We start from the raw sequence: 13,064 nt of genomic DNA on the forward strand, positions 1-13,064 counted from the left end.
CTGCAAAAATAAATTTCTAATTTAATAACTTAATACCGTACTTGACTGTTTTTTCATAATGTTAAACTCGATCTTCATCAAAGTTTTACACGATTAACTCAAGTACAATTACTTTATTAGATAGTCCTTACTTTCATTTTATCAATCGAGGAAATACACATGGCTCTGATTGGCAAGCCTAAACCTGATCCAACTTTGGAATGGTTTCTTTCACACTGTCACATCCATAAATACCCAGCGAAAAGCACCTTGATACACGCAGGTGAAGAGTCTGATACCTTGTATTACATCGTTAAAGGTTCAGTCGCTGTATTGATTAAAGATGAAGAAGGGAAAGAAATGATCCTTTCATACCTTAATCAAGGTGACTTTATTGGTGAACTTGGTTTATTCGAAGAACAAGCTGAACGTACAGCTTGGGTTCGTGCCAAACAACCTTGTGAAATCGCAGAAATTTCTTACAAGAAATTCAAGCAACTGATTCAGGTTAATCCTGAAATTCTAATGAAGTTAACTGCGCAAATGGCTTACCGTTTGCACAGCACTAGCCAAAAAGTCGGCGATTTAGCTTTCTTAGACGTTGCTGGACGCATCGCACAAACATTATTACACCTTGCTAAGCAACCAGATGCAATGACTCACCCTGATGGCATGCAAATTAAGATCACTCGTCAAGAGATTGGTCAAATTGTAGGTTGTTCACGTGAGACTGTTGGCCGTATATTAAAAATGCTTGAAGAACAAAATCTTATTCAAGCTCACGGTAAAACTATTGTGGTATATGGCACTCGTTAAGTTAAGCTTCAGCTTGATTTAAGGGTGATTAATTAAAGTGATAATTAGCAATTCTAATTATCACTTTTTTTATGGGAGTCTGTCTGATGAGGCTGCTGACTGCATTACTACTCAGTCTACTTATATCGACTCTAACACCAGCATCTCAAGCAATGACTGCAGAGCTACCACATGATGAAGTTCAACGCTTAGTTACATCCGGTAGCATTCGTTCGCTTGATTATTCCCTCACTTTACTTGCACAATACTGTCAGGGTGAATTAATTGATGCCAGCCTCTATCAAGAGGATGACAAATGGCGTTATGATTTACAGTTAAAGATAAAAAAAGGGCATATCATCCATTTATTTCTCGATGCTACAAATGGGATGCCAGAGTCAATTGACCAACTACCAAGTGAATGCCAAATAAATGAAACTGCTACTCGTTGAAGATAACACCCTCTTAGTTGCTGAGCTTGAAAAACAACTAAAACAAGCCGGCTACGTTACTGATGTAACCGATAAAGCTGTTGAAGCAGATTACCTCATCAAAGAAACTCAATACGATTGTGTGATTTTGGATATTGGCTTGCCTGACGGTAATGGCTTAACACTCGTCGAGTCTTGGCGTGAAAAAGGCATTGATACGCCGGTGATTATGCTCACTGCGCGCAGTCAGTGGCACGAGAAGGTCGAAGGCTTTAATGCGGGGGCTGATGACTACCTTGGTAAGCCTTTTCATGCTCAAGAGCTGTTAGCGCGAGTTCAGGCACTTATTCATCGTGCCCATGGCCGTCTTAATACCTCATCAAAGCAGTTGAGTTATGGTGGCATTACCCTTGATGAGTCAGAGCAACGAGTGCATATCGGTGACAAGCATTACGAATTAACCGCCATGGAATTTAGACTATTAAAAATATTTTTAATGTCGCCAAAGAAATTACTCTCAAAAGCACAACTTACCGATAAGCTTTATCAATTTGACGATGAAAAAGAATCAAATGTGGTTGAAGTATACGTTACCCATTTACGTAAAAAACTTGGTAAAACCGCCATTGAAACCCGCCGTGGCCAAGGGTATATTTTTCACGGCATTGTTGAATGATATCAATCCGCAGTAAGCTAAGTTTATGGCTTAGCGGTTTAATCATTATTGCCACCGTCATCGGACTCATATTATTTGAGTCCATGTTAAGACAAGCGTTTCATGACTCTATCATCAATCGTCTCGAAGAAGATTTAGAACACATCATTATCGCCAGCCATATCAATGCTGGTGAAATTATCATCGACCAAAACCAACTCTCCAGCTTTTACAAACCCGCCTATTCAGGTCGATACTTTCAATTTAACTCCGATGATCAAGTGATCCGCTCCCGTTCTCTATGGGATGTGCAATTAGATATCGAATTATTGCAGCATGATCAAACCCGGGTATGGCAAGCCAAAGGGCCAAAAAATAATGACATGCAGTTATTATCGATTGGTATAGGCTCAATCAATGGCGATAAAGTTGCCACCCTTACGGTTGCTCAAGACTTAAGTATTGGCCGGCGGGTCTTTAGTGAAGTGTTTGGCACTAAGTTGGCGATTAATATCGCCATGCTACTGGCAATGATTGGCGGTATTTTTATCATTCTACGCCAATCATTTAAGCCAGTTAAACACATTCAAGTTTCACTGGCCAAATTACGCCAAGGTGAAATCGATGCCCTAGAAGTCACCAAGATTCCAGTTGAAATAAAACCTTTAGCTGAAACCTATAACGAATTATTAGATTACACCGCTAATCAAATTGAGCGCAGTAGAAATAATTTAGGTAATTTAAGCCACGGCCTAAAAACCCCATTAGCCGTGATGCAGCAACAAGTTGAAGTATTGGGTTTATCAAACCCGCAAGCGGCTGAAGCCATGCAGCAGCAATTAGACCTGATCCGCAACATGATCGAACGTAAGCTCACTGCAGCTAGAATTACTGGTGATATGCTGCCAGCAGCGCAAATGGTGGTGCCACGTGATTTTGAGGCGCTCATTAGCACTCTAGATAAAGTACATCACCATAAAAACATTCATTGCAGCATTGATGTCAGCGATGACATAAGTCGCCTGCCGATACACCGTGAAGATGGTATGGAGCTGTTTGGTAATTTATTAGATAACGCTTACAAGTGGGCAAATTCAGCGGTCAATTTGACGGTATCTCAGCAGCAACAAACATTAACCCTGTGTATCGAAGATGATGGCCCCGGCGTCAATGACGATCAAATCAGCCAACTGACCAATCGCGGTAAACGTTTAGATGAAGCCGTGTTAGGCCATGGGCTGGGGTTATCCATTGTAAAAGAAATTGTTGAGCAATATGGTTATCAACTCAAGTTCGAGCGTGGTGATGTGTTAAAAGGCTTACATGTTTGCATTATATTTGCCAATACCACCCCAGATGGTAGCGCCGTAACATAATCCCTTAATGGCGTACTAAAACCTTGCAACTTAACAATGAAAAATGCCAGATAAACTGACTTACTTGGCATTTTCATTAGCGGTAAAATTAACGCAATTCTACCGACTTAGCTAGCAGCATTATTTGACAGCATTAGTACTTTCAAAGATTTTGTCAGCAGACGCGGCGACAAAACCAGTATACAGGTCACCGTCAGCCATCGGATAACGACGGGCAAACTCATAGAAACAAGTTGGAATTTCAAGTTCGCCATCTGCAAAGCTGACCGCCATGCGATCTGCCATCGTTGATGACTGCTCTAATAGCACTTCAGCTGAACCTTTAATCTCACCACCAGCGGTGTTTAAGGTAAAGCCAGCAGCTTTTAGGGTTTCATTGACTGATTCAATGGTTTCAAAATCAGGCAGCTCATTAATGGAAACCGTAAAATGGTTAGCGCGATAACCAATGGCCGCAACCCAAGCTGCGTACTCGCTTTCTGCCAATAAGGTTTTGTAAGTGGCGATATCGACACGCCAATGACAGCCTGAATATAAAAAATTATCCGCAGTTGTCGCCGCAGCATCCACTTGATCAACTAAACCATGGATAATGCTTTGCACTTCAGGGCTAAATTCTTCCACTAACAGCTCAGAGATAAACACCTTAGGCTGATGCGGATCGGGATGCTCGAAATGCTTGGCAATCAACTTTTTCTGCTCAAAGTGATAATCACCACTGGCAACATAACCAAGCGACTCAAAATGAGCCGCCAATACAGCAAGGTTAACTTTTTCAATATTAAAGGTACGCAGGGCAATATGATCGTTAATGATCGGTTTTCCCTGCCCTAACAGTTGCTGAATGTTTGCCGCCGAGGGCGTCATATTGATGTAGTCTTGCCATAAAGCGGCGAATAAAGTGTTAACGTCGGTATGCATAATAAAATCCTTCTTTAAAAAAAGGCAATGACCCAAAAGTCATTGCCTTCATTGCAATCTAGATCACTAGATAGATAAACCAGGGCTTAATGTCGCAGGCAAGCTAACACTATCCGCTTCCACAGAAGCCACAGGGTAAGCACAGTAATCTGCAGCATAAAATGCACTTGCACGATGATTACCTGATGCACCAACACCACCAAATGGTGCTGCGCCAGATGCACCAGTGATTTGCTTATTCCAGTTAACGATACCTGCACGAATACGGGCTAAGAAGTAATCGTAATCTTCGCGGCTATCCGCCAACAAACCAGCAGAAAGTCCATAACGCGTGTTGTTTGCCATCTCAATGGCATCATCAAAGGCTTGGTATCTAACTAATTGCAGCAATGGACCAAAGTATTCTTCATCAGGCAGCTCTGCAATTGCTGTCACATCAATTAACCCAGGAGACACTAGACCAGTCCCCGCTTCAACGTGAGTAAGCTCAATAAGCGATGTCGCACCTAATGCCAACAAGTTAGCCTGCGCGGCAACCATGCCTTTAGCTGCGGCTGCAGAAATCATCGAACCCATAAATGGCTGCGGCTGTGCATTCCAGCTAGCCACTTTGATTTGCTTAATCGCGGTAATAAGCTCAGCAATTAACGCATCACCTGCGGCGCCTTGCTGGATGTACAAACGACGTGCACAAGTACAACGTTGACCAGATGAGATATAAGCTGATTGAATAATATCGTGAACGGCCGCTTTAGTGTCTGTGACGTCTTTGATAATTAATGGATTATTACCCCCCATTTCAAGGGCTAAAATTTTGCCAGGATGCCCTGCATATTGCTGATGCAACAAGTGACCAGTACGAGAACTACCGGTAAAGAATAGTCCATCAATTTGCGGGTGCGAGGCCAATGCTTTACCGGTTTCAAGCTCGCCTTGAACCAAGTTAATCACACCTTGTGGCAAACCTGCTTTGCCCCAAAGTTTTAGCATTTCTTCAGCGACTTTCGGAGTTAGCTCTGATGGCTTAAACACCACGGTGTTACCCGCAAGTAAGGCTGGAACAATATGACCATTGGGTAAATGACCAGGGAAATTATAAGGGCCAAATACCGCAACAACGCCGTGCGGCTTATGACGTAAAACGGCGCGACCTGCGGGAATGTCATTAGTTTCAGTACCAGTACGCTTATCATGCGCTGCAGCTGATAAGCCAATTTTGCCTATCATAGCGCCCACTTCTGTGGCGGTTTCCCACTGAGGTTTACCGGTTTCTTGGGCTATCACTTCAGCAAGCTCAGCTTTGTGCGCTTCAAGTTCGCTGCGGTACGCTTCAACAATGGCTAAACGCGCCTCATAGCCAAGCATAAACCAGTCAAACTGCGCACTTCTTGCGGCATCAATGGCGCTATTAACTTGGGCTTCTGTCGCCGTTTTACCGCTCCAGATCACCTCACCATTTGCTGGGTTGAGTGATGTAATTTCATGACCTTCGCCATTAGACCATTGGCCTTTGATAAATTGTGTCATTTGCTGTTTCCTACAGTTCTAATACGCGAATTTGCTGGCCTTGCTCAACCATTAGCGCTTCAGCTAATTGTGGGCTTAAGGTGACGTTATCATGCTCTTGTGAAACTAAAATTCTTGCCGCTGTTGCGCGGTAATCCGCTAACAAGGTATTGGCGACAAGATATTGATGATCGGCATGAGGCATCTTTCCAATAGTGACCGTAAGTAGACGGCTTTGACTCACGGCGCGGATGTCGCTTAGCGCACACTCCACTGTTGGACCACCATCGAAAATATCGACGTAATTTCTAAATTTAAAGCCTTCAGCCTGCAATAACTTCAGCGCAGGTTTAGTATTTCTATGCACCTCGCCAATCACTTTTTGTGCTTTTTTTGGCAATAGGCATACATGTATCGGGCTTCTTGGCATCATTTCAGCCATAAAGGCCTTTTTACCTAACCCCGATAAATAATCGGCTTCGACAAAATCAATGCCTAAGAAATGATCTTGTAACCACTCATAAAAAGGTGAATCACCCTTTTCATCGCTTACGCCGCGCATTTCAGCAATTACAGTGCTGCCAAAACGTTGCTCATGTTGAGCGAGGAATAAAAAACGCGAGCGAGAAAGCATGCGGCCGTTATAGCCTCTGCGATATTCTTTATTTAAAAACAGCGTACATAACTCTGCAGCGCCAGTGTAGTCATGGCAAAGCGTCAGTGTTTCCACTTCGTTACGAACTGAGATTTGTTTAGAATGATAGACTTCAGTGCCTAAACGGTAATGATAAAAGGCATCTTCCATCCCGACAGCGGCTTCAATACCGCAGGTACCGACAACTTGATTGGTTTTTAAATCTTCAAGCACCATCAAATAACCTTCATCGAAAGGTTTCTCAACTTGCTTGGAAAAAGAAGCTTCAGCTCTAGCGATTTTAGAGCGTAATAGCTCTTCGTTGACTGGCAGGGAAGTGAACCCATGACCCGATTCAACGGCGACCTTGTAAAGTGCTTCGTAATCACTGCCACGAATCGGTCGTATGATTAGCATCTGACTCTCCTTGATAATCCAGTAATAAAAAGTCACCAACAAACAGACTTTTCATTACCGATAACCCAATAAAAAAGCGCAAGGTTTTACCCTTACGCTTTACTTATCTATTAACCTGCAACCACTTTAGCTACAGCACGTTCGAAACGTGCTAAACCTTCAGCGATATCAGCTTCTGGGATAACAAGAGATGGAGCAAAACGCACGACGTTAGCGCCAGCAATCAAGCTCATTAAGCCTTCTGCAACCGATGCAACTAAGAAGTCACGGCTACGGCCTGCATATTGCTCGTTAAGTACTGCGCCTAATAACATGCCTTTACCACGCACTTCTGAGAACACATTATATTTGGCATTGATTGCCGCTAAACCATCACGGAATAACTGTTCGCGATGCTTAACACCATTCAGTACTTCAGGCGTATTCACCACATCCATAACAGCATTACCAATAGCGCACGCTAATGGGTTGCCGCCATAAGTCGAACCATGAGTACCAATTTTAAGATGTGCGGCAATTTTAGCAGTGGTTAGCATTGCAGCAATTGGGAAACCGCCGCCTAGGGCTTTGGCGCTGGTTAAAATATCAGGCACAATATCGGTGCCCATGTAGGCAAATAACTCACCGGTACGGCCAACACCTGTTTGCACTTCATCAAAAATAACTAATGCGTCATGCTTATCAGCAAGTGCGCGCACAGCTTTTAAGAATTCTGGGTCACCATTGATAATACCGCCTTCACCTTGAAGTGGTTCAAGCATGATGGCACAAGTGTTATCAGAAATTACCGCTTCTAGAGCGGCAATATCATTAAATGGTACATGAGTAACGCTTTGTGGTTTAGGCCCGAAACCATCAGAGTAAGCCGCTTGACCACCCACAGTAACAGTAAAGAAGGTACGACCATGGAATGCTTTATCAAAGGCGATGATTTGATCTTTTTGTGGGCCGTGATTATCTAATGCGTAACGACGGGCAAGTTTTAGTGCAGCTTCATTGGCTTCAGCACCTGAGTTAGCAAAGTAAACACGCTCAGCAAACGTGGCGTTAACCAGTTTCGTCGCCAGCTCTAATGCTGGCTCATTGGTCATTACGTTTGATAAATGCCACAGCTTTTCACCTTGTTCTTTTAGGGCGCCAACAAGTGCTGGGTGACAATGACCTAAACAATTCACTGCAATACCACCAGCAAAGTCAATAAACTCATTACCTTGTTGATCCCAAACTCGACTGCCTTCTCCGCGAACTGGGATTACGGCTGCTGGCGCATAGTTAGGCACCATGACTTCATCAAATTGGGCACGTGTTAAGTTCATTTCAACGCTCATTGCTTTTCGTTCCTTAAAGTTATTAGCGACACTTAAGTCACTCTATTCCGCTTGCTGTATTGATTTTGGTTTAAGTTGACTGCGGATGTTTGTATAGCTTGCAGGTCATTATTAGCTAAAACGTGATCAAAATACCAGTTTTTAGCGGTTAACTATTCATAACTTAAATGAATAATGCATAAAGAGTTAACAAACTTCACATACAAAGTGCTATTACAGCTTATTTTTAGCATAAATAGTCATAAAAAAAGTTATTTGGCCTCAAATAAACTAGCTATTCATCATAAATGCATAACTAAACAAGATTTAGTCATACTTAAGGGGGATAAAGCCTGACTTTAAACTAAATTAAGCTTGCGGTAATTTTGCGATTTTAAACGGATCAGCTCTTGCTCGGTAAATTCATAATAATCAAATAACACTCGCTTCTCTTGCGGCTCAATTAAACGCGATTGCTCTAATATTAATACCTTTGCATAACAACTGGCTTTGGCAACGATAGCGCTTTCTGTGGAAAACTCGCTAAAGTGATAATTTAAATCGAGCTCTTTTAGCACTTGGGTTAGCTGGCTCTGGTTAAAATCCATTAAGTCCAATAATTGCCAATTAAGCTGCTCACCATAGGACATCACTTGCTCAAACACTTCCTCAGCTGGAAATGCTGAGGCCATTACCGCATCGTATAAGGTTTTATCCCCTTTGGCGCTGGTCTCACGTAGCCAGGTTCCCCATGTGTTTTCAAATTGTCTGGCGCTGGCATTTAATATAGTCGCTGCGCCTAATTGCTTCATCAAAGCTGCGCTATAAACCAATGCCACATCCTTTTGATGCAGCGCTGCCAATGCTTTGGCCGCTATGGCGGTGATCATGCTGTAACGCCATAACTTACGACTAGCCCAAATCAGGTTAGTATTGCCCGATGGCAGCCAATGCCGTAAACAAAAGTAAGGGATCACAGCTTGCAAATTTTCAATGCCAATATAATTAAGCACTAACTTAATGTCGGTTACTTTGACTTCTGATCGCTGCGGTCTGCGGTGACTCGAGGCTGGGCTATTGATTAAATTGATAAGATCGGTCGATAGCCAGCTGATATTTTCAACAAGCGATCGCACTCGGCGCAGATCAGGTTCTTTGTTAAGCAGTAAATCCAATAATAAAATATGGGACTCTTTTAAACCCGATTGCGCTAACATCTGCTGAGGTGAATTGAGCTGATGCTCAAGGGAGCTTATGACAGTGTTAGTCAATTGCTCTGATATGCGCTGTAACACCAACTGAGCCCGCGCTTGCTCTTCTAAACGTGCTTTAATGGCTAAACGTTCAACTTCAAGTTTATTGGCGTCATCTTCTAACTGCTTATCTAAGTCATCAAGCTGCGAGGGTAACTTTTCCTTACCCATAATCAGTTGCTTATACAGCCTGCGCTCAACTTCAATGACTTTTCCTGGCCTTACGCCACCTGCTACCGACACTGCCACAAATAAACTGCCTTTAATTCTGTGTTAGTTATATGAAAATTATATTTCAACTGCTGCTTATCGTTACAAATAAGGCCTCCAAATGGAAGCCTTATGGTTTAAATCAGCTTAAGTAAAACGCATCATTACTTTAGCTCTTGCTCAAACAATTTGTAGATACGACGATATTCATCTAACCAGCTTGATGCCTGTCTAAAGCCATGTGGCTCAACAGGGTAAATCGCGGTTTCAAACATCGGCTTTTCTAACTCAATCAAGCGTTGTACTAAGCGCACACTATCTTGGAAGAACACATTGTCATCGAGCACACCGCTCATGATCAGCAATGGTTTTTGTAAACCCTGTGCGTGTTCAATTGGTGAACTCTTTTCATAGGCAATGGGGTCAACATCTGGGGTATTTAAGATGTTAGAGGTATATGGCGCATTATAATGCGCCCAATCGGTGACCGGACGAAGTGCTGCGCCCGCTTGGAATAACTCAGGCTCATTAAATAACGCCATGAACGTTAAGAAGCCGCCATAAGAGCCGCCATAGGTACCTACTTTAGCGCCGTCAACATGACTGTTAGCCGCCATCCAGCTAACGCCGTCTTTTAAATCTTCAACTTCAGGATGACCCATATTGCGATACACAGCGGTGCGCCAATCGCGGCCATAACCTTTAGAACCACGGTAATCCATATCCATGACGACATAACCCTGTTGTGTTAATAAGTTATGGAACATGAACTCTCTGAAATAGCCAGAAAAACCATTATGGGCATTTTGCAGGTAACCCGCACCATGGTTAAAAATTACTGCAGGATATTTTTCAGCATTATTAGCATCATAGCCCTGAGGTAAATAGACTCTAGCGTAAATGTCTTTCGCACCATGAGTTGATGGTACTTTTACTACTTGAGGGGCTTGCCATGCATAATCTGCAAACGCTTTACTGGTGTAATGAGTTAACTGCTTAAGCTCGCCGCCAATTGGCTGCACATACAGCTCATTAGGTTGGGTGGCTGTTGATGCCGTTAATAGCAACGATTGACCATTAGGGCTTAACTCATAATCAAGGGTACCTGTCCACTGGGTCAGCTGCTCAGTTTTACCGCTAGCAATCTCAACCCGATAAACATTATAAGTTCCAGGGTGGTCTTTGTTAGCACGATAATAAAGATGCGTCGCATCGGGTGATAAGGTCACTTGATCAACCACATATTCGCCATTGGTAAGTGCGCTGGTCTTGCCATTTTCACCTTTAACATAAAGCTGTGAATAACCAGACTCTTCAGATAAGTAATAGAATGACTCAGATGTTCCCACCCAACCAAATTGATTAAAGGTGTAGTTAACCCAAGCATCATCATGTAAACGGTGCTCTGTTTTTAGCTTGCCGGTTTCAAGGTTGACACTGGCGATCCAGCGATCTTTATTATCAACCGCTTCAATCATAACCAGCAATTTATTTTCAGATTCATGCCACTGCATCGGACTTTGACTCCAAGTCCAATCTTGCATCAGTTGCAATACCCGTGGCGATTTTTCGCTGTTATAACGCTCGCCTTTGGCTTTGGCATTTTCAGCTTTTACACTGGCTAACACGTCGGCATCGTAACCATCAAGACCTTCAATAGTGATATCTTTCTTAACGTGATCGACCAAGTCTAGGACCACCAATCGTTCACCTGGGTAACTGTCTTCAGCCACACGCGCCCTTGCTGGTACTGCATCAACATAGCCATCTTTACCTAGATAATTTGGCATGATGTCGTGCTCGCTGCGCCAGCTATAGTCTTTATCAACTAAGTTAACCACTAAGTAACGGCCATCAGCGGAAAGACTCATATCAGAGACTTTTTCATCATCGCCTAAATACCAAGTTTTAGCCGCAAAAGTCGGGTCTTGCGCCGCTAACTCCTCGGCATATTCAGCGCGGGTTTTACTCTTGTTATGCTGCAAAGCAACATAGGCAATCAAACGATGCTGTTGTTTGGCAATGTAAGATTCTGGATCGCTAACCCCTTTAGGGGCATTGGCCATTTGCACATCTGCTAGCTGCTCAGTTAACCCAGTCTGCAGATGTATCTTGAAGACACTATTACCTTGAAAATAAGCCAAATCGCCGCTACTAAGGAACTTAACCTCATCAATGGCAGTATTCACGCGGGTAAGCTGTTTTACGTCCCCTGACGCTAATTGCTTAACGAATATATTACCCTGATAGATATAGGCTTTTTGCGATTTATCTGCACTCAACACACCGTGCTTTTGATCAGTTAAATGCAACTGATTCAAGCTAATAAGACTTGCCTGAGTTTGACTCACGCCTTGCTGATAAACCTCAGCAATTGGCGCCTGATGTGCTTGTCGATTAAAATAAATTGACTGACTATCATCGCCCCAATAAGCATTTTTAGCTAACACACCCATCCAATCAGGGTTGGCCATGATCTGATTTAAGGTTAAAGGCTGTTCAACTTGAGGAGGTGTCGCAAGCGGCACTGTGTAACTTGAAGCTGCGTTAGAAATGCTTGGGGTGTTATTGCTAGTTGCGGTCGCGCTGCAACCAGAAATGATCGCTAAAGAAAGCGCACTAAGCGCAGTATTGCGCAGTAGCCTTGTCATATTGAATCCTTTGTCATCAAAGATGTTTGGTATATTCTCGCCTAAACGTTAACCACTGTTTGGCAAGTGCTTTTATTATTGCTCTTTTATATCATAAAAAAGGAGTAAACTTGTGAGCTTTTTTGGTCAAAGTTGTAACGGAAATTATTGATTATTGGAGAGGAAAGTAAGGTTAGCCGTTTAGAAGATGATAAAGGGATCCAAATGCGACTCATTGGCCCCAAATGAGCAAGTTAATAATTTAAAAAATTCTGTAGTAACTCAAGACCTTGTTCGGTCAAAATAGCTTCTGGATGAAATTGCACCCCAAATATAGGCAAACTATTATGGCGCATCGCCATGATCTCACGGCCATGAATTGGATCATCAAACCATGCATCAAGTTGAAAACCATCAGGTAAACTTTCAACTAGTAAAGAATGATAACGGGTAACTGTAAGTGGCTGATTAAGCTGTTTAAACAAGCCAGCTTTATGGTGATTTATCTTGCTGGTTTTACCATGCATCACTCTTTTAGCACGAACAACATTAGCGCCGAACACCTGTGCAATGGCTTGATGACCTAGACATACCCCTAAAATTGGCAGTTTACCGGCAAAGTATTCGATTGCTTGTAATGAGATCCCCGCTTCATTAGGCGAGCAAGGGCCTGGAGAAATAACCAAATGAGTTGGATTTAAGGCTTGGATTTCTGCAATGCTGATCTCGTCATTACGCTTTACCATAATCTCAAAACCTAGCTGCTGAAAATATTGCACTAAGTTAAAAGTAAACGAATCGTAGTTATCAATCATTAACAGCATTAAGGACCCTAAGTACAAGATTGCTTTATAAGAATAATTAATCAGGAAAGCTAAAATACCTGAATGGTGGCGGATAATAGCATAGCTTTGCTCAGTGCTTAAGCGTTTAGACCTATCGCTGGTTTT

Annotated in this window: 11 protein-coding genes; 4 read left to right on the forward strand and 7 right to left on the reverse strand. The window is 42.8% G+C overall.

Annotated features, from left to right (window positions below; genetic code table 11):
- Positions 1-159: 159 nt before the first annotated feature.
- The 4 genes from crp (at position 160) to BCU57_RS15895 (ending at position 3,236) form a co-directional block, all read left to right on the forward strand.
- Positions 160-795, forward strand: a complete 636-nt coding sequence (crp, locus tag BCU57_RS15880; protein ID WP_076538973.1) for a cAMP-activated global transcriptional regulator CRP — start codon at positions 160-162, stop codon at positions 793-795.
- Between the two features lie 86 nt (positions 796-881).
- Positions 882-1,226 (forward strand): PepSY domain-containing protein, encoded by a 345-nt coding sequence (locus BCU57_RS15885; RefSeq protein ID WP_076538976.1) that lies wholly within the window; start codon positions 882-884, stop codon positions 1,224-1,226.
- A complete protein-coding gene (locus tag BCU57_RS15890; protein WP_102439917.1) occupies positions 1,207-1,881 on the forward strand; it encodes a response regulator transcription factor in 675 nt (224 codons plus the stop codon). The genes BCU57_RS15885 and BCU57_RS15890 overlap by 20 nt, the downstream gene beginning before the upstream one ends.
- On the forward strand, positions 1,878-3,236 hold the full coding sequence (locus BCU57_RS15895) for an ATP-binding protein (protein ID WP_102439918.1): 1,359 nt from the start codon (positions 1,878-1,880) through the stop codon (positions 3,234-3,236). The genes BCU57_RS15890 and BCU57_RS15895 overlap by 4 nt, the downstream gene beginning before the upstream one ends.
- A gap of 120 nt (positions 3,237-3,356) precedes the next feature.
- On the opposite strand, the gene BCU57_RS15900 is transcribed toward BCU57_RS15895, so the two are convergent.
- The 7 genes from BCU57_RS15900 to BCU57_RS15930 form a co-directional block, all read right to left on the reverse strand.
- The gene (locus BCU57_RS15900; RefSeq protein ID WP_102439919.1) at positions 3,357-4,157 is read right to left on the reverse strand and encodes a DUF1338 domain-containing protein; all 801 of its coding nucleotides are present in this window, start codon (positions 4,155-4,157) and stop codon (positions 3,357-3,359) included.
- Between the two features lie 66 nt (positions 4,158-4,223).
- On the reverse strand, positions 4,224-5,684 hold the full coding sequence (gene astD / locus BCU57_RS15905) for a succinylglutamate-semialdehyde dehydrogenase (protein ID WP_102439920.1): 1,461 nt from the start codon (positions 5,682-5,684) through the stop codon (positions 4,224-4,226).
- 10 nt (positions 5,685-5,694) lie between these two features.
- Entirely contained in the window at positions 5,695-6,714 is a 1,020-nt protein-coding gene (astA, locus tag BCU57_RS15910) for an arginine N-succinyltransferase (protein WP_102439921.1), read from the reverse strand.
- Positions 6,715-6,824: 110 nt separating this feature from the next.
- Positions 6,825-8,042: an aspartate aminotransferase family protein gene (locus BCU57_RS15915; RefSeq protein ID WP_102439922.1), complete on the reverse strand. Its 1,218-nt coding sequence runs from the start codon at positions 8,040-8,042 to the stop codon at positions 6,825-6,827.
- 338 nt (positions 8,043-8,380) lie between these two features.
- Positions 8,381-9,523, reverse strand: coding sequence for an HDOD domain-containing protein (locus BCU57_RS15920; RefSeq protein WP_102439923.1), 1,143 nt, complete (start codon positions 9,521-9,523; stop codon positions 8,381-8,383).
- 125 nt (positions 9,524-9,648) lie between these two features.
- Positions 9,649-12,135, reverse strand: coding sequence for a S9 family peptidase (locus tag BCU57_RS15925; protein ID WP_102439924.1), 2,487 nt, complete (start codon positions 12,133-12,135; stop codon positions 9,649-9,651).
- Between the two features lie 233 nt (positions 12,136-12,368).
- Positions 12,369-12,938 carry an anthranilate synthase component II gene (locus BCU57_RS15930; protein ID WP_102439925.1) on the reverse strand — a complete coding sequence of 190 codons (570 nt, stop codon included), beginning with the start codon at positions 12,936-12,938 and terminating at the stop codon, positions 12,369-12,371.
- Positions 12,939-13,064 lie beyond the last annotated feature (126 nt).

Source organism: Shewanella sp. 10N.286.48.B5, from assembly GCF_002874355.2.
Taxonomy (GTDB): domain Bacteria; phylum Pseudomonadota; class Gammaproteobacteria; order Enterobacterales; family Shewanellaceae; genus Shewanella.